Source organism: Streptomyces sp. NPDC006283 (assembly GCF_040613325.1).
Classification (GTDB): Bacteria; Actinomycetota; Actinomycetes; order Streptomycetales; family Streptomycetaceae; genus Streptomyces.
On record NZ_JBEXRZ010000056.1, the window covers coordinates 19,366 to 38,561 of the forward strand.

General features: G+C 72.7%; 16 protein-coding genes and 1 pseudogene. 10 read left to right on the top strand and 7 right to left on the bottom strand.

Going from position 1 to position 19,196, the window contains the following annotated elements; translation table 11 throughout:
* Positions 1 to 39 precede the first annotated feature (39 nt).
* From ABZ070_RS14640 to ABZ070_RS14650, 3 genes are read left to right on the top strand one after another with little or no spacing between them, the layout of a single operon-like run.
* A complete protein-coding gene (locus ABZ070_RS14640) occupies positions 40 to 1,626 on the top strand; it encodes a 4-coumarate--CoA ligase family protein (protein ID WP_356633611.1) in 1,587 nt (528 codons plus the stop codon).
* Between the two features lie 3 nt (positions 1,627 to 1,629).
* On the top strand, positions 1,630 to 2,361 hold the full coding sequence (locus tag ABZ070_RS14645) for an enoyl-CoA hydratase family protein (protein ID WP_356633613.1): 732 nt from the start codon (positions 1,630 to 1,632) through the stop codon (positions 2,359 to 2,361).
* Positions 2,349 to 2,942 (top strand): TetR/AcrR family transcriptional regulator, encoded by a 594-nt coding sequence (locus ABZ070_RS14650; protein WP_356633615.1) that lies wholly within the window; start codon positions 2,349 to 2,351, stop codon positions 2,940 to 2,942. The genes ABZ070_RS14645 and ABZ070_RS14650 overlap by 13 nt, the downstream gene beginning before the upstream one ends.
* Positions 2,943 to 3,057: 115 nt before the next feature.
* Here the strand turns inward: ABZ070_RS14650 and ABZ070_RS14655 are convergent, their stop codons facing one another.
* A complete protein-coding gene (locus tag ABZ070_RS14655) occupies positions 3,058 to 4,158 on the bottom strand; it encodes a citrate synthase 2 (protein ID WP_356633617.1) in 1,101 nt (366 codons plus the stop codon).
* 396 nt (positions 4,159 to 4,554) lie between these two features.
* Between ABZ070_RS14655 and pdxH the strand changes: the two genes are divergently transcribed.
* Positions 4,555 to 5,181, top strand: coding sequence for a pyridoxamine 5'-phosphate oxidase (gene pdxH / locus ABZ070_RS14660; protein WP_356633643.1), 627 nt, complete (start codon positions 4,555 to 4,557; stop codon positions 5,179 to 5,181).
* A gap of 183 nt (positions 5,182 to 5,364) precedes the next feature.
* Here pdxH and ABZ070_RS14665 read toward each other — a convergent pair.
* Positions 5,365 to 5,505 (bottom strand): annotated as a pseudogene (locus tag ABZ070_RS14665) (HxlR family transcriptional regulator); the annotation flags it as partial.
* 504 nt (positions 5,506 to 6,009) lie between these two features.
* Between ABZ070_RS14665 and ABZ070_RS14670 the strand changes: the two are divergent.
* Complete coding sequence (locus tag ABZ070_RS14670; RefSeq protein ID WP_356633619.1) at positions 6,010 to 7,368, top strand: PAS domain-containing protein; 1,359 nt, start codon at positions 6,010 to 6,012, stop codon at positions 7,366 to 7,368.
* Positions 7,369 to 7,599: 231 nt separating this feature from the next.
* Here the strand turns inward: ABZ070_RS14670 and ABZ070_RS14675 are convergent, their stop codons facing one another.
* The gene (locus ABZ070_RS14675; RefSeq protein WP_356633621.1) at positions 7,600 to 8,355 is read right to left on the bottom strand and encodes an SIS domain-containing protein; all 756 of its coding nucleotides are present in this window, start codon (positions 8,353 to 8,355) and stop codon (positions 7,600 to 7,602) included.
* A gap of 185 nt (positions 8,356 to 8,540) precedes the next feature.
* Between ABZ070_RS14675 and ABZ070_RS14680 the strand changes: the two genes are divergently transcribed.
* The 3 genes from ABZ070_RS14680 to ABZ070_RS14690 all read left to right on the top strand — a co-directional run bounded on the left by ABZ070_RS14680 (position 8,541) and on the right by ABZ070_RS14690 (position 11,236).
* Positions 8,541 to 9,239, top strand: coding sequence for a metal-dependent transcriptional regulator (locus tag ABZ070_RS14680; protein WP_356633623.1), 699 nt, complete (start codon positions 8,541 to 8,543; stop codon positions 9,237 to 9,239).
* 771 nt (positions 9,240 to 10,010) lie between these two features.
* Positions 10,011 to 10,874, top strand: a complete 864-nt coding sequence (locus tag ABZ070_RS14685; RefSeq protein WP_356633645.1) for an alpha/beta hydrolase — start codon at positions 10,011 to 10,013, stop codon at positions 10,872 to 10,874.
* Positions 10,875 to 10,963: 89 nt separating this feature from the next.
* On the top strand, positions 10,964 to 11,236 hold the full coding sequence (locus ABZ070_RS14690) for a hypothetical protein (protein WP_356633625.1): 273 nt from the start codon (positions 10,964 to 10,966) through the stop codon (positions 11,234 to 11,236).
* A gap of 1 nt (position 11,237) precedes the next feature.
* Here the strand turns inward: ABZ070_RS14690 and ABZ070_RS14695 are convergent, their stop codons facing one another.
* The 4 genes from ABZ070_RS14695 to ABZ070_RS14710 all read right to left on the bottom strand — a co-directional run bounded on the left by ABZ070_RS14695 (position 11,238) and on the right by ABZ070_RS14710 (position 15,383).
* Complete coding sequence (locus ABZ070_RS14695; protein ID WP_356633627.1) at positions 11,238 to 12,101, bottom strand: hypothetical protein; 864 nt, start codon at positions 12,099 to 12,101, stop codon at positions 11,238 to 11,240.
* 47 nt (positions 12,102 to 12,148) lie between these two features.
* Positions 12,149 to 13,750, bottom strand: a complete 1,602-nt coding sequence (locus ABZ070_RS14700; protein WP_356633629.1) for a transporter — start codon at positions 13,748 to 13,750, stop codon at positions 12,149 to 12,151.
* Positions 13,747 to 14,574: an ABC transporter ATP-binding protein gene (locus ABZ070_RS14705; RefSeq protein ID WP_356633631.1), complete on the bottom strand. Its 828-nt coding sequence runs from the start codon at positions 14,572 to 14,574 to the stop codon at positions 13,747 to 13,749. The genes ABZ070_RS14700 and ABZ070_RS14705 overlap by 4 nt, the downstream gene beginning before the upstream one ends.
* A 143-nt stretch (positions 14,575 to 14,717) precedes the next feature.
* Positions 14,718 to 15,383 carry a bifunctional DNA primase/polymerase gene (locus ABZ070_RS14710; RefSeq protein WP_356633633.1) on the bottom strand — a complete coding sequence of 222 codons (666 nt, stop codon included), beginning with the start codon at positions 15,381 to 15,383 and terminating at the stop codon, positions 14,718 to 14,720.
* A 346-nt stretch (positions 15,384 to 15,729) separates the two neighbouring features.
* Between ABZ070_RS14710 and ABZ070_RS14715 the strand changes: the two genes are divergently transcribed.
* A complete protein-coding gene (locus ABZ070_RS14715) occupies positions 15,730 to 17,115 on the top strand; it encodes a transcriptional regulator (RefSeq protein ID WP_356633635.1) in 1,386 nt (461 codons plus the stop codon).
* Between the two features lie 195 nt (positions 17,116 to 17,310).
* Positions 17,311 to 19,083: a hypothetical protein gene (locus ABZ070_RS14720; protein ID WP_356633637.1), complete on the top strand. Its 1,773-nt coding sequence runs from the start codon at positions 17,311 to 17,313 to the stop codon at positions 19,081 to 19,083.
* Positions 19,084 to 19,196: the final 113 nt, after the last annotated feature.

A 19,196-nucleotide genomic window follows, 5' to 3' on the forward strand; every position in this document is an offset into this window, starting at 1 on the left:
GACATCCTGGCCGTCCAACCCAACGCCGAGGGGGCCGTCATGGTGTTCCGCAGCAGCTACGCAGATGTCCCGGCCGTCGTCGAACCCATCCACGAGACCGTGCTCGCACGCGCCGCCGAGTTCGGCGACACCGTTGCCCTTGTCGACGGGGTGAACGGCACCACCGTCACGTACCACCAGCTCGATCTGTTTCACCGGCGGATCGCCGCCGCGCTCGCCGAGGCGGGTCTGCGCAAGGGGGACGTACTGGCCCTGCACAGCCCCAACACCGTCGCCTACCCGGCCGTCTTCTACGGGGCCACCCGGGCCGGCGCGTCCGTCACCACCGTCCATCCGCTGTCCACGGCGGACGAGTTCGCCAAGCAGCTCCGCGACTCGTCCGCCCGCTGGATCGTCACCGTGTCCCCGCTGCTGGAGGTGGCGCGCAGGGCAGCCGAACTGGCCGCCGGGATCGAGGAGATCTTCGTCTGCGACCGGGCGGACGGGCACGTCAGCGTGCTCGACATGCTCGGCTCGAACGCGCCGGAGCCCGAGGTCGCCATCGACCCGTCCGAGGACATCGCGGCCCTGCCGTACTCGTCGGGCACGACCGGCGTGCCCAAGGGCGTCATGCTCACGCACCGCTCCATCGCCACCAACCTGGAGCAGCTGGCGCCGTTCGTCCCGATGGGGCCGGGCGACCGGATCCTCGCCGTGCTGCCCTTCTTTCACATATACGGCTTGACCGCCCTGATGAACGCGCCGCTGCGGCACGGCGCGACCGTTGTCGTACTGCCCCGCTTCGACCTCGACACGTTCCTGGCCGCCATCCAGGAACACCGCATCAACGGCCTGTACGTCGCCCCGCCGATCGTCCTCGCGCTCGCCAAGCACCCCGCGGTCGCGAAGTACGACCTGTCGTCGCTGGAGTACATCGTCAGCGCCGCCGCCCCGCTGGACGCCCGGCTCGGCGAGGCGTGCTCGAAGCGGCTCGGCCTGCCGCCGGTGCGCCAGGCGTACGGCATGACGGAGCTGTCACCCGGCACCCACGTCGTGCCGCTCGCCGCGCAGGACCCTCCGCCCGGCGCCGTCGGCCTGCTGCTGCCGAGCACCGAGATGCGCATCCTCGACCTCGACGGCTCCGGCAGGGAAATGGGCGTCGGCGAGGAGGGTGAGATCGTCATTCGCGGCCCGCAGGTGATGAAGGGCTATCTGGGCCGGCCCGAAGCCACCGCCGCGATGATCGACACCGACGGCTGGGTGCACACCGGCGACATCGGCCGTGTCGACGACGACGGCTGGCTGTTCGTCGTCGACCGGGTCAAGGAGCTCATCAAGTACAAGGGCTTCCAGGTCGCCCCCGCCGAGCTGGAGGCGCTGCTGCTCACGCACGAGTCGATCGCGGACGCGGCGGTGATCGGGGTGTACGACGGGGACGGCAACGAGATCCCCAAGGCATATGTCGTACGGCAGCCCGGCGCCGAGGGCCTGACGGAGGACAATGTCGTGGACTTCGTCGCCGAACGCGTCGCCCCGTACAAGAAGGTCCGCCGGGTCGAGTTCATCGGCGGTGTCCCGCGCGCCGCGTCGGGCAAGATCCTGCGGCGCGAGCTGCGGGAACGGGAGAACGCTTCGAAGGAGCAGTAGTACGTGACCATCGCCACCGCACACGAACGCGGCATCACCACCCTGACCCTGGACTCCCCGGCGAACCGCAACGCCCTCTCCGCGCGGCTCGTCGGCGAACTGGCCGAGGCCCTGGGCGGGTGCGCGGAGGACGACTCCGTACGGGCCGTCGTCCTCACGCACACCGGCTCCACGTTCAGCGCGGGCGCCGACCTGAAGACGCCACCCAGCCCGTACACGTTCGTGGAGCTGCTGCGGCAGATCGTGACCCTGCCCAAGCCCGTGGTGGCGAGGGTCGCCGGGCATGTGCGGGCGGGCGGCCTCGGCCTGGTCGGTGCGTGCGACATGGCGGTGGCGAGCGCTGTCTCCGACTTCGCGTTCACGGAGGTGCGCATCGGGGTCGCTCCCGCTGTCATCTCGCTGCCGCTGCTGCCGCGCATGGACCCGCGGGCGGCGGAGCGCTACTACCTCACGGGCGAGCGTTTCGAGGCGGCGGACGCGGTCCGCAGCGGTCTGCTGACGCTGGCCGCCGACGATGTGGACGAAGCCCTCGCGCCGCTCCTCGACGGGCTGCGCAGGGCTTCGCCGCAGGGGCTGGCGGCAGCAAAGCAGCTGGTCGCGGCTAGGGTGCTGGAAACCTTCGACCGGGACGCGGAAGACCTGGTCCGGCGCTCGGCCACGCTGTTCGCATCGACCGAGGCGCGCGAAGGGATGACGGCCTTCCTCGAACGACGGGACCCCGCATGGGTGTTGTGACGCCACCGACCGCCAAGGCCCCCAAGCAGGACCGCAGCCGGGCCACCCGGCAGCGGCTGCTGGAGGCCGCGGTGGCGTGCCTGGCCGAGGTGGGCTGGGCGGGCTCGACGGTCTCGGTGGTCGCCGAGCGCGCCGGCGTCTCCCGCGGGGCGGCACAGCACCACTTCCCGACCCGGGAGGACCTGTTCACGGCGGCCGTCGAGTACGTCGCCGAGGAGCGCTCGCAGGCGCTGCGGGAACTCCCGTCGCGCGGCCGTGCGGCGGTCGTCGCGGCCCTCGTCGACCTGTACACGGGCCCGCTGTTCCGGGCCGCGCTGCACCTGTGGGTGGCGGCCTCCAACGAGGAGCAGCTGCGCCCCAGGGTCACGGAACTCGAGGCGAAGGTAGGCCGCGAGACCCATCGCATCGCGGTCCGCCTGCTAAACGCGGACGAGTCCCGCCCGGGGGTGCGCGAGACCGTCCAGGGCCTGCTGGACATGGCCCGCGGCCTGGGCCTCGCCAACCTCCTCACGGACGACGCGGCACGGCGGCGGCGGGTGGTGGCGCAGTGGGCGGCGCTGGTGGAGGAGGCGCTCGAGTGAGGACCGGCGGCGGGCACGCGGCTGCGTACCGATCCGCCAACGGCCTTCAAACGGCCTTCGAACGGCCTTCAGGGGTGCGCGGTCCGGCGCGCGCACCCCGGCAGCGGGGCGACGGTCAGCCCGCGATGTCCTCGAAGCCCTCGATCTCACGCGGGTTGCGCGTGCCCGGGCCCACGTAGCGGGCCGACGGGCGCACCAGGCGGCCCGTGCGCTTCTGCTCCAGGATGTGCGCCGACCAGCCGGCCGTACGGGCACAGGTGAACATCGACGTGAACATGTGCGCGGGGACCTCCGCGAAGTCCAGCATGATCGCGGCCCAGAACTCGACGTTCGTCGCCAGCACCCGGTCCGGGCGGCGGTTGTGCAGCTCCTCGAGCGCCGCCTTCTCCAGCGCCTCCGCGACCTCGAACCGCGGCGCGTCCAGCTCCTTCGCCGTACGGCGCAGCACACGGGCGCGCGGGTCCTCCGCGCGGTACACGCGGTGGCCGAAGCCCATCAGGCGCTCACCGTTGTCCAGGGCGCGCTTCACGTAGGCCGTCGCGTCACCGGTGCGCTCGATCTCCTCGATCATGCCGAGGACCCGGGACGGCGCACCACCGTGCAGCGGACCGGACATCGCACCGACCGCGCCGGACAGCGCGGCGGCGACGTCGGCACCGGTGGACGCGATGACGCGGGCGGTGAACGTCGACGCGTTCATGCCGTGCTCGGCGGCCGACGTCCAGTACGCGTCGACGGCCTTGACGTGCTTGGGGTCCGGCTCGCCGCGCCAGCGGATCATGAACCGCTCGACGATGGACTCCGCCTTGTCGATCTCGCTCTGCGGCACCATCGGCAGGCCCTGGCCGCGTGCACTCTGTGCCACGTACGAGAGCGCCATCACGGCCGCCCGCGCCAGGTCGTCACGGGCCTGCGCCGCGTCGATGTCGAGGAGCGGCTTGAGGCCCCAGACGGGGGCGAGCATCGCCAGCGCCGACTGCACGTCGACCCGGATGTCACCGGAGTGCACGGGGATCGGGAACGGCTCCGCGGGCGGCAGGCCCGGGTTGAACGCGCCGTCGACGAGCAGGCCCCACACGTTCCCGAAGGAGACATGCCCGACCAGGTCCTCGATGTCGACGCCCCGGTAGCGCAGCGAGCCGCCCTCCTTGTCCGGTTCGGCGATCTCCGTCTCGAACGCGACGACTCCCTCGAGACCAGGTACGAAGTCGGACATCAGGCGGCTCCTCAAGATGTGTGCGTCATGCGGCGGCCGACCGCGTGGGCCGGTCACCCCGGTGATGCCCCGTGCGGCCGGTGGTCACCCGCTCGCCGGGAGGCAGGCACGATATCTGCTGCTGTATGGAGGCCACAGTGGCCCGACCCAAGATTTTGGCGGGTCCGTCTGGTGCGGGGAAGCGTGACATCCGGCACACTGCCCCAATTCGGCCCGGGAGGATTGACGGCACTCCGTGCCGGGCAGACTCGGTCGCTGCGGCAGGATGGCGTTGTGACCGACCACGCCGCCCACGACTCCGCCGCCGACAAGCCCGCCGTTCCGGACGTCACCGTCTCCGGCCTGCCCCTGCCCGACCCGGCAGAGACCAGGCTCGTCGTGCCCGACCCGGCCGTGATGCGCGAGCAGTACCGCTCGACACCGCTCGACGAGACCCGGCTGGCCGGCACGCCCATGGAACAGTTCGCCCGCTGGTTCGCCGAGGCAGCCGCCGCGGCGCTCCTCGAGCCCAACGCGATGATCGTCTCGACGGCCACGCCCGACGGCCGGCCGTCCTCGCGCACCGTGCTGCTGAAGCAGTACGACGACCGCGGCTTCGTGTTCTACACCAACTACGACTCGCGCAAGGGCCGCGAGATCGACGCCAACCCGTACGTCTCGCTGCTCTTCCCCTGGCACCCCCTCGAGCGCCAGGTCATCGTCACCGGCCGGGCGTCGCGCGTCGGGCGTGACGAGACCGTCGCGTACTTCCGCACCCGCCCGCACGGCTCCCAGCTCGGCGCCTGGGCAAGCGACCAGTCGGCGGTGATCGACGACCGCGCCGGTCTGCTGCGACGCTACGAGGAGCTGGCCGCCCGCTACCCGGAGGGCGAGCAGGTCCCCGCCCCCGCGCACTGGGGCGGCATCCGTGTCGTTCCCGACGCGATCGAGTTCTGGCAGGGCCACGAGAACCGCCTCCACGACCGGCTGCGGTACGTCCGCACGGACGGGGACGACTGGGCGGTCGAGCGGCTCGCGCCGTAGGGAGGACCGGGAGGTCCGGGAGGACCGCCTGGGGCCTGTCCGGGCGTCCGGGGCTGTCCGCGCGTCCGGGGCTGTCCGTCCCAGGGCCTCGCCGGGCCCGTCCGGGGTCTCGCCAGGCGCAGGCGCCGTCCGGAGCTCCTGCGCGTCCGCAGCGCGGCCTCCACCGCCGCGGGGTGTCCGTCCCGGGAACTGCACGTGCCGCACCGTGCGCTCCCGGCCCACGACCAGCACGGCCCGCTTCAGCCGCAGCGACGGCCCGGCGCGGAAGGTCGGCAGCCGCAGCGCCGCCGAGAGCCGCGCGTCCATGTCCGACAGCAGCGGGAACAGGGGAGGCCAGGTCGCAGCGCACGGGCGCCCGGCGGTCACGCGGACGGGCCGGAAACGCAGACGACCCGTGGGCCTTGGTCCCTCCGTCCGGACGGAGGGAGCCGGCCGGACTTACCGGCGGCCCACGGGTCGGGTGACTGCTTGGGTTTTCGGCAGGCGACCTGCCGAGGTGCACAGAGTGCGACGGCAGGCCGTTAGCCCGCAGCCACCTCGCTTGTCCGGTAAGAAATCACTTCCGGATCACCTCCTTTCTGAGCGTGGAAACGACCCTAGGTACTGCTTCCGGGCGGATCAACCCCTTTTTCTCGAGTTCCTGGGCGCGGGCACGCGGGCAACCGACGGCACCCCGGATGACCTGCGGTTTCGGACGGCTTCGAATCTTCGACGCCGGGATTTCACGAAACACTGTGTGTTCTGGGTCACGTTCGCGTTCAATGATCTGAGGTGCCAGGACTTGAGGTGCATCGGCGCACGTGGACACGTCCTGCAGGGGGTGCCGGGATGAGTGCTTCCAGGAGTGAGATCACCGACGAGCTCGACGCGGGAGGCCCCGAGCCGGGGCCGCACGGGGCAGATCTGCTCGCGGCGCTGCTCGACGGGATGGACGCCGCGCTGTGCGCGTTCGACGCCGGCGGGGTCGTGACGCACTGGAACCGTGAGGCGGAGCGGATCCTCGGGTGGTCGGCGCAGGAGGCGGTGGGGCGGCGGGGCTTCGCCGGCTGGGCCGTGCGCAGTGCCGACGCCGACGACGTGCAGGCGCGCCTGATGGGCGCGATGTCCGTGCCGGGTCGGCAGGTGCACGAGTTCGCGCTGCTGCGCAAGGACGGCGGGCGGGTGCTCGTACGGACCCAGTCGGCGCGGGTGCTCGGCGCGGACGGCAGGCCCGCGGGGGTGTACTGCGCCTTCAGCGAGGTGCACGCGCAGATCGACCTGGAGCGGTCCATCGCGCTGAGCGAGGCGCTCTTCGACGACGCGTCGTGGGGTGTCGTACTGGTCGACGTGGATCTGCGGCCGGCGGTCGTCAACGGGGAGGCGGCCCGCGCGCTCGGCGCGGGGCGCTCGTCCGCGCTGGGGCGGCCGCTCGGCGAGCTGCTGGAGCAGGGCGTGGAGGAGCTCGAGGGCGCGCTGCACCATGTGCTGGCGGAGGGGGCCCCACGAGGGCTCATGGATCTGTGGGTGGTCGTCGCCACGGCAGACGGGCAGCCGCAACGGCGCTGCTGGCGCAGCGGGTTCCTGAGGCTGGCCTCGCCGCTGGCGGAGGAGCCGGTTCCGCTCGGTGTGGGGTGGCTCTTCCACGACGTGACGGACGCCAAGCTGGCCGAGCAGGAGGCCGACCGGTTGCGGTTCCGGTCCAGTCAGCTGCACCGTGCGGGCCGGGCGGCCGCGGAGTGCGAGGACCCGATGGAGGCGGCGACTGCCTACCTCGACTTCGCGCTGGCGGGCTTCGCCGATCATGTGCTGCTCGACGTGGCAGAGGCCGGCGGTGAGCGTCTGGTGCGGGCAGCCGCGTCGCCCGCGGGGGCGCCCGGGCCGTGCGCGGGGCCGGCGGGCGGCGGCCTGCCGGTGCGCTACGCGCCCGGCCACCCGGTGTTCCAGGCCATGGAGCGGGCCGGCTCGGTCCGGGCGAGCTGCGGCGCGACGGGCACGCCCGGGGACTGGGCGGAGCAGCGCCGGTGGCCGAGGGACGCGGCCCATGCGCTGTGCACGGTACTGCGCTGCCGCGGCCGGACCCTGGGCGTGGTGACCTTCCTCCGGGGCGCGGCAAGACCCGCGTTCGAGCGCCCGGACGCGGTGTACGCGGAGAGCGTCGCGGTGCTCGCCGCGGCGGCGCTGGACCTGGCGCAGCTGACGAGCGACTGACCGCCGCGCGCGGCCGCCCGGCGTCGCGGTCTTTTCGCGGCGAGGGGCGGTTTCGCGTGCCGCGGTCCCGAGCGCTGCTGTCGCCTGGGCGGCTGCCTCGGGTGCGGGCCGTTCCGCGGCGGTCGGCCCGCGCTGCGGGGGCGTGGCCGTCGCGCGCCATGTGACCGTGCCGAGGCTGTCGTGCCGCGCGCGCAGTCGATCCGCGTGCAGCAGGCCCGCGCCCGCGGGGCGTCAGTGACGGAAGAAGATGCGGTCGCCGTACTCGTCCATCACGCGGCCGTTCCACTCGTGGCCGCCGTCCACGTTGCCCGAGCGGAGCAGCGGCGGTTCGATGCCGCGTTCGGCGAGCTGTTCCGCGGCCGCGGCCATCGTCGCCTGCATCAGAGCGCTGGTCACGACGGTCGACGCCGGGGCGAACGGGGCCTCGATCTTCCCGTGCGTCAGTTCCGCGTCACCGACGGCGATATGGGAGTCGAGCACGATGTCGCAGTGATCCTTGAGGAACGTGCCCGACGCGTGCCGGGACTTCGTCTCCTGCGCGTACGCGACCGATGTCACGCCGATCACGGTGAGACCGAGCGCCCGGGCGTTCATGGCCATCTCGACGGGCAGGGGGTTGCGGCCCGACAGGGAGATGATCACCAGCAGGTCTCCCGCGCGGGCCGGACTGGAATCGAGCACCACCCCGGCGAGGCCGTCCACGCGCTCCAGCGCGGAGCCGAGAGTGGCGGGCATGACGTCGACGCCGACCACGCCCGGGACGGCGAGCAGGTTCATCAGGGCCAGGCCGCCCGCCCGGTAGACGACGTCCTGCGCGGGGAGGGAGGAGTGGCCCGCGCCGAAAGCGAAGAGCCGGCCGCCCGAGGCGACGGTGTCGGCGATGGCGGTACCGGCTGCCGCGACGTGCGCGGACTCCTCGTCCCGTACGTGCTGCAGCAGACCGATCGCGGCGTCGAAGAACTGACCGGCCAGCTTGCTCTCGCTCATCGCCGAGCCCTTTCCGCAGGGGTGAGGAGTACCGGTGGTACCCGTGTCGCGGATCACGTTGCGGTCTGGACCATTGCCCTGTCAATACAGGGCCGGAGCGGGCACGGCACGGTTGTCGGCGCGATGCGCAAGAATTGAGCCGGGGCCAGCGCACGACTTTCACGTCACAGCATCGAGGGGCACGTATGTCCGGACTGATCGACACGACGGAGATGTATCTCCGCACCATCCTCGAGCTCGAGGAGGAAGGTGTGGTGCCCATGCGGGCCCGGATCGCGGAGCGGCTCGACCAGAGCGGTCCGACGGTCAGCCAGACCGTGGCGCGCATGGAGCGCGACGGTCTGGTGACGGTCGCGGGCGACCGGCACCTGGAGCTGACGCAGGAGGGCCGTCGGCTCGCCACGCGCGTGATGCGCAAGCACCGGCTCGCCGAGTGTCTGCTCGTCGACGTGATCGGCCTGGAGTGGGAGCAGGTCCACGCGGAGGCGTGCCGCTGGGAGCACGTGATGAGCGAGGCGGTGGAGCGGCGCGTGCTCGAACTGCTGCGTCATCCGACGGAGTCGCCGTACGGGAACCCGATCCCGGGCCTGGAGGAGCTGGGCGAGAAGGCGGAGGCCGACCCGTTCCTGGACGACAGCATGGTCTCGTTGGCGGAGCTGGACCCGGGTACGGACGGCAAGACGGTGGTCGTCCGCCGGATCGGGGAGCCGATCCAGACCGACGCCCAGCTGATGTACACGCTGCGGCGGGCAGGCGTGCAGCCCGGTTCCGTGGTGAGCGTGACGGAATCGGCCGGCGGGGTGCTCGTGGGCAGCAGCGGTGAGGCGGCGGAGCTGGCGGTGGAGGTGGCCTCGCACGTCTTCGTCGCGAAGCGGCAGGCCTGACGGCTCCGCGCCTCGGTTCTCGCCGTGACGGCCCCGCCCCCGCCTGTCGGTGGGGGCGGGGCCGTTCGCTTACGTGCCCCCCGGGGGCGCCTTTGCTTCGGCGGCGGCCGGATGCGGTCGGAGGTGGCCGGACCGGGGCGGAATTCCCGTGGCCGAAACCGTTTTCCGCCCGGAATGGCAGCGCCCGGGCGAATCGCGTGCCACCCTGTGGCTGAGGCATATGACCACGGTCGGGGGTGGGGTCCCCGCCGAAGGCTGGGGGGAGGGAACCGCGTGATGCGCCTGTCGTGCGCCCCGCGCGTAAACCGGAGCGAACGCCCACGCGACGTCTCGCTCGTCGACCTGCGCGAACGCATGCGCGGCTTTTCGCCTGACGGGTCGTGCCCGGCGCGGCCGTCGCCACGCCCTGCGGCATGCCGCATCCCGTGCCGCATCCGGAGCCGTCTGCCGCGGCGCCGTCTCTGCGGGGACTCCCCGACATGGAGGAGTCCCGGCGCCCGAGGGCGCCGGGACTTGTCCTCCCCTGTGCTGACCCGGAGCCCCGAGCTCTCAGGGTCAATCCCGTCGGACCGTTTTCCCCGAGCGGCCCGCCTCCCGCAGAAGATCTCCCCCCGGCAGCGCCGGTCAATCCCCCAGGATGGTCACTCGATTGAGGGGTGTTGCGCGGCAGAACCGCGTTTTCGAATACAGGTTCGATAGTCTGACAGTGTTCTACACGGGGCTCGTGAGGAGCCGGCCCGACTCGGGGGAGAGAAGGGGGTGCCAGGCCGAATGGTGCGGCGCATCGATGTGACCGGAGCAGGCGGTGTACGCCTGGCTGCCTGGGAGTTCGCGGACCCGCCGAAGGGCCGCGGCGAGGGGGAACAGGCCCCCAAAGTCTTATTGCTCCATGGACTGATGGGCCGCGCCTCGCACTGGGCGTCCACGGCCCGCTGGCTCAGCGAGCGGCACCGCGCGGTCGCGCTCGACCAGCGCGGCCACGGCCGCAGCGACAAGCCGGCCGACGGCCCGTACGGGCGCGAGGCGTACGTGGCGGACGCGGAGGCCGCGATCGAACAACTCGGCCTCGCGCCGGTGACCTTGATCGGCCATGCGATGGGCGCCCTGACGGCCTGGCAGTTGGCGGCCAAGCGCCCGGACCTGGTCGGGGCCCTGATCATCTGCGACATGCGCGCCTCGGCGCTGGGGGCGGCGTCGCAGCGCGAATGGGAGGACTGGTTCCGCTCGTGGCCCGTCCCGTTCGCGACCCTGGCCGACGTCCGCAAGTGGTTCGGCGAGGACGACCCCTGGGTGGAGCGGCCGAACGCGTCCCGTGGGGAGTTCTTCGCCGAGGTGATGGCGGAGTGCGCCGACGGCTGGCGGCCGGTGTTCTCCCGTCGCCAGATGCTCATTTCACGCGAGACATGGGTCCACGACGCCCACTGGGAGGAACTGGCCCAGGTCCGCTGCCCCACCCTGGTGGTCCGCGGCCTCGACGGCGAACTGGGCCGCGCGGAGGCCCAGGAAATGGTCCGCGTCCTGCCTCGCGGCCAGTACGGCGAGGTCTCCGAGGCCGGCCACCTGGTCCACTACGACTGCCCGGCCGGCTGGCGCACGGCCATCGAGCCTTTCCTGGACGGTGCGTTGACGCCGTGACGGACCGAACCACCGGGGTTCGCCGTGGCGTCATGAACGGAAGGTGAGACGCCGGTGACGGCCGACGGACCGGCAGTCTGCGGGGGAGCGTGGCGGCGGCCGGCGAGGTGGCCTTCCGCCGGGTGGCGGGCCGCTGGGAGGTGGCCGAGGTCAGCAACCAGTCCACCGGCTACTGCCCCGACCCCGAATGCCGGCCGTCCGTGGCCGCGGCCCTCGACCGTGCCGGGGTCGCACGACCGGACCGGTTCACGCACGAGATCGTTTTCCGGCGCTGCACCGGATGCGACGAACTCAACATCGTCCGCGAGGGCGACTTCGTGTGCGTCTTCTGCGACGCCGACCTGCCCGCCGCCGGAGCGTAGGTCAGTTCAGCGGCCGGCGGATCTCCTCGCGGACCTTGGCCGCCGTCGCTGCCGCCGACTCGAGGTCGATGGCCTCCGGTGACTTCTTCGCCGTCCCGTCCGTGACGAGGGTGACCGAGGCGTTCGTGTTGTCGTCCGCCCAGGCGCAGATGGGGAGAGGTGCCGTGCCGCCGCCCGTCTGGTCCATCGTGACGACCTGACAGGTGATCGTGACCTCCGACCCTGCGGGCGTGAAGTCCTTCGCCGGTACGGCGAGTGCGGAGCCGTCGGCTCCGGCCGCGCCCCTGAGGATGCTCTCGCGGGCGGTGTCCGGGTCCTTGATGCGGCCGTGCATACCGGAGATGACAAGGACGCCGCCCTCGGAAGCCGAGGTGTACTGCGCCACCGTGGCCTTCGGGTCACGGATGTTGGACTCGTCGACGGTGGAGGACTCCAGCTGCTTCTGCCGCTCCGCGGACTGGTCGTCGGCCAGCTCGTACGTGCCGTCGAGCAGCGTCTCCGGTGCTGTGAGCCGGTACTCGGCCGCCGGGAAGCTGCTTTCGCCGCCGCCCGGTGAACCGGAGTCGCGGTTGCCGAACCAGGCCAGGCCGAGGATCAGCGCGACGAGTCCGAACGCGAGGGAGATGGTCAGGCCGGTGCGGTTCTTGCGCTTCGGCGGCGGGACCGGCGGAGCGTAGGGCAAGGGGTTGCCCCAGCCGCCGCCCGCCCCCGGGTAGGGCTGCTGCTGCCCGTAGCCCGGCTGCGGGTACGGGGCTTGCTGCTGCGGATACCCGGGTTGCTGCTGGGGGTACGGCGATTGCTGCGGGTACTGCGGCTGCCCGTACGGATGCGGCTGCTGCCCGTACGGGTTCGGCGGCGTCGACATGGACACGACGCTACTTCACCGTACGGGCACCCACCGTGTCGGGTCGGTCACCCCTTGCTGACCGCTGTCAAGATCTCCGGCAGCCGCCTCGCCGTCTGCGGCGCCGCGAGCCGTACGCCCGCCCACGCCAGCAGCGCGCCGTACGCCGCGCCCACCGGCAGGGGCAGCCACTGTGTCCCGGAACCGGAACCGGCAGAGGCGTTCAGCCAGATGGTGAGGGCGATCACCGGGGTACACAACAGCGCTGTCAGCAGCATCCCGCCGAAGATGGAGAGCCAGGCGAGCCCGCCCTGCCCCGGGGCGACGTTCTTGTACGCGCTGTCCTGCGGGATCGAGTACGGGAAGCGCGCCGACGCCACCGCGCCGGACGCCACCATCGCGCCCAGCACGGCGAACGACAGGCCCAGTACCTCCGGAAGGTCGTGCAGGCGGTCGAGCGCCGCCGCCGTCAGCACCGACACCAGCGCCATGTACGGCACGGTGATCAGCAGCAGCGCGAGTGCCCGCGCCCGTAGTTCGGCGTACGCGTCGCGCGTCGAGGAGATCGTCAGCGCCACCATCCAGAAGGCCGAGGTGTCCTGGCCGAACTGGTTGTACATCATCATGCCGAGCATTCCGGCGGCGAAGCAGGCGAAGTAGATCGAGCCGGTGCCCTGCAGGGCGTTGAAGATCGGCACGATGAGCCCGATCGCCAGGGACGTGACCCACGCGCCCTTCGTCTTCGGGTCGCGCCAGATGTACCGCAGGGCGCGCTGCATCACCGCTCCCGTGCGGCCCTTTGGCAGCAGCTCGTGCAGTCCGGAGGAGGACGCCTTGCGGGTCGGTTCCGAGGCCGCCGCGAGCGTCGATCCGTCCGGGGCGGTCATCAGCTTCGTGAGACTGCGCCGCCATGCGCGCAGCAGCAGCACGAGCGCAAGGGCCGACAGGGCGAGTTGGGCGAGCGCGGCGCCGTACGCGCTGTCGCTCGCCGAGTCCACCGCGCCGATCGCGGACGCCGGCGGCACCCACCGCACGATCGCCGCCGCCGGGGCCAGTGCCGCGAGCCCGCCCGCGTCACCGAGGCGCTGCATGCCGAAGTTCACGAACTGGATGCCCACCGCGACCACCAGGCCGCTGAGCACTGCCAGGTCGCGGCCCTTGCGTGAGGTGAGCAGCCGGATGTTGGCCGCGGCGACCGCCCGGGCCAGTGCCAGGCAGACGAGCAGGGTGAGCGGGACGGCGACGACCGACACGATCAGCGCGAAGGCGCCGTGGGAGAGCGCGAACGCCGTGCCCACCGCCACGCAGAGCGTGAACAGCGGCCCGATGCCCACGAGCGACGCGACGAGCAGCGCCGTCACCAGCGGCCCCGGCCGCAGCGGCAGCATCACCAGACGCGTCGGGTCGAGGGTCTCGTCGCCGCTCGGGAAGAACAGGGGCAGCACCGCCCAGCCGAGGGCCAGCAGCCCTGTCAGGGGGACGACGAGCGACGCGGCGTGCTCGTTGCCGCGCAGCAGGACCAGTCCCAGCAGCTGGAGAGCCGCGAACAGCAGCACGAGGACCATGGAGACGATGTACGCGGCCCGGCGGCCCGAGGACCGGCGCAGCCCGTTGCGCAGCAGCGACAGCTTCAGCCGGACGAAGACGGAGGTCAGTGACGCCGTACTCAACGTGCACCGCCGCCGAGCCAGTCCAGCGACTCGCCGCTGTCCCGGCCCTGTGCGCCGACCAGTTCCAGGAACGCTGCCTGCAGCGACGGGGCGTCGCCGCGCACCTCGGCCAGCGGGCCCTGCGCGCGGATGGTGCCGGCCGCCATCACCGCCACCCAGTCGCACAGCGACTCGACCAGCTCCATCACATGGCTGGAGAAGACGACGGTCGCCCCGGAGGCGGTGTACCGCTCGAGCACCCCGCGGATCGTCTGGGCGGACACCGGGTCGACGCCCTCGAACGGCTCGTCGAGGAAGAGCACCTCGGGGTTGTGCAGCAGCGCCGCCGCCAGCCCGATCTTCTTGCGCATGCCGGTCGAGTAGTCGACGACCAGCTTGTGCTGCGCGCCCGCCAGGTCCAGTACGTCCAGCAGCTGGCCCGCGCGCTTGTCGACCTCTTCGCCGGGCAGGCCGCGCAACCGGCCGTTGTAGGCGAGCAGTTCACGCCCCGAAAGGCGCTCGAAGAGCCGCAGGCCCTCCGGCAGGACGCCGATACGGGACTTGACCTCGACCGGGTCGCGCCACACGTCGTGCCCGGCGACCAGGACCCGGCCCTGGTCCGGCCGGAGCAGGCCGGTGATCATCGACAGGGTCGTCGTCTTGCCCGCGCCGTTCGGGCCGACGAGTCCGATGAAACTGCCGGCGGGCAGCGTCACGTCGATCCCCGCTACGGCGACCTGCTCGCCGAACCTCTTCCACAGCCCCTCGACGTGCACGGCGGGCGGTGCCGTTCGTGCTCCGCCCGTCTCGGTCCCGCCTGCCTCGTCAACCACCTGTTCCGGCATGTGCTTCTGCGCCCTTCGGTGTCCCCGTGCGTGCCCGGTACGGCACTCCTGTACTGGTGTACGGGTCCACCCTACGGACGCCTCGCCGGGCCGGTCCGCCCCCGGTGGCAACGGGCGGCGGTGCCCGGGCGGCAACGGCGGGCTTACGCCCTGCGCACCCGTGCCGCGGCCGCTTCCCTGCCGCAGGCGTACGCGACGGGGCTGATCAGCTCTTCCGCGTCCGGGAGCCAGCGGTTGGCGGGGGTGGGGCGGCGAGCCCACTGCACCGCGCCGTGGCCGCCGACCCGGGTCGGCGGGGCGGCGACGTAGTGGCCCTCGCCGCGTGCGACCACATCGAGGGAGCTCGGCGCCCAGCCCAGTTTCCTGATCAGGTCGGGGGCCTTGAGTGCCGCGCCCGGCAGCACGAAGAACAGCATCCGGCGGTCGGGCGTGCAGGTCACCGGGCCGAGGGGGAGATCCATCCGCTCCATGCGCGCCAGGGCGAGGAAGCCGGCCGACTCCGGGACGTCGAGGGCGTCGAAGGTACGGCCGGTGGGCAGCAGGATCGACGCCTTCGGCTGCTTCGACCACAGTCTGCGCGCGGCCGTGGCGCTGCCGGTCGCCTGGTTCGCCCAGTCCGGCCGGGCCGCGTGCGCGCCGGGCAGGGGGCAGGCCGTGTCGCCGCACGAGCAGCGTTCCGTGCCTTCGACGGCCTCCAGCCAGGTGCCGGGGAACACGTCCCAGTGCCGCTCTTCCGCGTACCGCACGGCGCTGTCCAGCAGCTGCTCCCCTCGCTGCTGGGGGATCTGTGCGGCTTCCGTGACTCCCATGGTCTCTTCCACGACACACTCAACTACCGCCGCAACCTCGGGTTACGGGGCGTGATGCGGTGGGCGGTGGAGCATCGATCCTGCACGTGGGGCGCACGGGTGCACGGCCGGGGGCGCGCGCGGGGCAATGCCGCGACGGGCGGGTAACCAGTGCGGGGGGACGATCGCGGGCCGGTGGAAGGGAGTCGGCCCTGCGACGCGAACAGCACGGAGGCTCGGCCGCCGCGACCAGCGGGCCCGGGCCCGTACGACGCGAAAAGGAACCAACCCGACCAATTCTGCATTCTCCATAAATCAGCCGGGCAGTGATCAACTCATTGATCATCGCGGCACCAGGGGGTAGTTCATGGCAGCCAGGCCTCTCGTCGCCCGCCAGCCGAACGAACGGTTGCAGGCGCTCATTCAGGAAGCCGGATGCTCGAACGCCGGGTTGGCCCGGCGCGTCAACATGGTCGGCTCGGAGCGGGGCGTGGACCTGCGCTACGACAAGACGTCCGTGGCGCGCTGGCTGCGCGGCCAGCAGCCGCGCGGCCGTGCGCCGGGCATCATCGCGGAGGCACTCGGCCGCAAGCTCGGCCGCACGGTGACCATCGGCGAGATCGGCATGGCGAACGGGAAGAACCTCGCCACCGGCGTCGGCCTGCGGTTCGCGCCGACGGTGCCGGGAGCGATCGAGCAGGTCTGCGAGCTGTGGCGCAGCGATGTGGGCCGCCGCGACTTCCTGTCGGGCTCGGCGGTCGCCGCCTCGGCTCTCGTCGAGCCCAGCCGCGACTGGCTGATCACCGGCGCGGACCCCCAGGTGGCGCGCACGGCCGGCGCGCGGGTCGGCGTCTCGGACGTCGAGGCGGTCCGCGCGATGACGGCGGCACTGACCGAGATGGACCACCGCTTCGGCAGCGGACACGTCCGGCCGGTCCTCGTGCACTACCTGAACAGCGTGGTCGCCGGGCTGCTGTCCGGTTCGTACCGCGAGGCCGTCGGCCGGGAGCTGTTCGCGGCGGTCGCGCGGCTGACCGAGCTCGCGGGCTACATGGCCGTGGACACCGGCCAGCCCGGGCTCGCCCAGCGGTACTACATCCAGGCGCTGCGGCTCGCGCAGGCCGCGGGCGACCGAGGTTACGGCGGATACGTCCTGGCCGCCTCCATGAGCCACCTCGCCGCCGAGCTCGGCAATCCGCGCGAGATCGCGCAGCTCGCGCGGGCAGCGCAGGAAGGCACGCGGGGCCGGGTCACGCCGAGGGTGGAGGCGATGTTCCACGCGGCGGAGGCCCGCGGGCACGCCCTGCTCGGGGACGCCCGCACCTGTCACGAGGTGGCGGGCAGGGCGGTCGCCGCGCTGGAGCGGGCCGAGCCGGGCGCGGGCGACGACCCCGACTGGATCGCCCACTTCGATCATGCGTACCTGGCCGACGAGCTGGCGCACTGCTACCGCGACCTCGGCGAGGCGGAGACCGCCGCCCGGCATGCCGCGGACGCGCTGGACGGCCACCCGGAGTCGCGTACGAGGCGTCGTGCCATCGGCCTGGTCCTGCTGGCCTCCGCCCAGGTGCAGCAGCGCGAGGTGGAACAGGCCTGCTACACCGGCACGCGCGCGGTCGAACTGCTGGACACCGTGCGCTCCAGCAGGGGCGCGGAGTATCTGGAGAACCTGCAGCTGCGGCTGGAGCCGTACGCGCAGGAGCCCGCGGTCAGGGAGTTCACCGCGCGGCTGGAGCTGCGGGCGGCCGCGTGACGGATGAGACAGCCGCGTGACGGACGGGACAAGGGTGACGGAGGTTACGGTTCAGCGTCCTCAACGGTTGTCTGCCGGTCATGAGCAGCGAGTTGTGTCCGCATCTTGTTACTGCTCCGGTGCGTGTGTGCGGAGCACTCCGAGCACCCGGTAGCGTGAACCGACGATTCCGTAGGTCCACACGTAGGAGTCCCGGTGACGCACAGCGGACAGGGTGACGAGCAGCGGCTTCCCGCCGCGCGGCCCGCGTACGAAGGCGTCGTGCTGCCCGCCGACGGCAGCGAGCCCTTGATACCCGGCGCGCCGGGCGCGCAGCCGGCTCCGGCGGGTGGGCAGCCCTGGGGCGAGCCATGGGGACCGCAGCAGCCGGCGCCCCAGGCGCCCCAGGGGCCGGGCTACGGCTACCCCGGCGGCGCGGCACAGCCCGGGTACGGCTACCCCGGCGGCCAGGCTCCTGAGGGTCAGGGTTATCCGGGCGCCCCGGCGCAGGCCGGTGGCTACGGCTACCCGGGCGGCCCGGCGCAGGCCGGCGGCTACGGCTACCCCGGCGACGGGACGCCGCCGCAGGGGCCGGCCCCGCAGCACGGCGTGCACGCGCAGCCGCTGCCCCAGCCGGGTGCCCCCGCCGGCCCGTACCAGAACTCGCACGCCCCTCAAGGGGCGCCCCAGCAGGGCCAGTTCCCCCACGGCGCACCCGCTTCGACAGTTCCCGCAGGCGCGTTGCCCCCGCAGGCGCCCCAGGCGCCCCAGGCCCAGCCGACGCCCCACGCACCCCACGGGGCCGCTGCCCAGGGGCAGTTCCCCCAGAACGCGTACGCACAGCAGGCGCCGCAGGGCGCGCTCCCGCCACAGCAGGGCCACGGTCTGCCGCCTCAGGGCGCCGCGCCGGCGGCGGACTCCGACGCCACGCAGTACATCCCGCCCGTCGCGTCCGGTGCTCCCGTCGCGCCCGGTGCGCTGCCGCCCGAGATGCCCGCCGAGTCGACCACCTTCCTCGGCACCGGGCCGCTGGGCCACGGAGGCGGCAGCAGGCAGGGCGCACCCCAGGGCTCCGACGCCGACGCGACGCAGTACATCGCCCCCGTGCCCGGCGGCAGCGCCCCCGGGGCCGTGCCGCCCGCTCCCGCCGGTGCGCCGTTCGGCATCCGGCCGGGTGCTCCCGGCGACCGGCAGCCGCCGGCCGAGTTCGACAGCCTGTTCCGTTCGGAGGGCTCAGGCCCCCAGCCGGCCGACGCCACCCAGCAGATGCCCCGCTTCGGGGAACAGCCGCCGGCGCCCGGTCATCAGCAGGCCCGCTACGAGCCGCAGTACGACCCCGACCCCGAGCCGCGCCGCCGGTCCACCGCGCCGGTGGTCGCCGCGCTCGTCATCGGTTGCGCAGTGCTCGGGCTCGGTGTCGGTGCGGTCATGTTCAGCGGCGGGGACGACAAGAAGGACCCGGGCCCGGACAAGAACGTCGCCGCCGACTCCCCGGCGCCCAGTGACACCGCCCCCGCCACGCAGCCGGCCGATCCGGCGGAGCCGCAGGCCAAGGAGCTGGACAAGCTTCTCGCGGACAGCAACAACAGCCGTGCCGCGGTCATCCGTTCCGTGGAGAACATCAAGGTCTGCAAGAACTTGGACCAGGCCGCCGCGGACCTGAAGGGCGCGGCGCAGCAGCGACGCGACCTGGTGACCAGGCTGGGCGCCCTGAGCGTGGACAAGCTGCCGAACCACGCCGCGCTGACCGCGTCGCTGACGAAGGCGTGGCAGGCGTCGGCGTCGGCCGACGACCACTACGCGGCGTGGGCGGAGCAGGTCAAGGGCAAGAAGGGCTGCAAGGGCGGCAGGGCCCGCGGCACCGCCCAGACCGTGCAGGCCAACAAGGCGAGCGGTGAGGCGACGAAGGCGAAGAACGAGGCCTCGCCCCTGTGGAACTCCATCGCCCGCACGTACAGCCTGACGGAACGCCGCAGCGACCAGCTGTGACCGGCGGCCCCGGGCCGGTTCCCTTCGGAACCGGCCCCGCGGGGCCCCGGGGGGCGCCAAAAGCGGGCCAAAAGGGGCGGCCCCACGGCCCCCCAGCCATGGGGGGGGGCGCG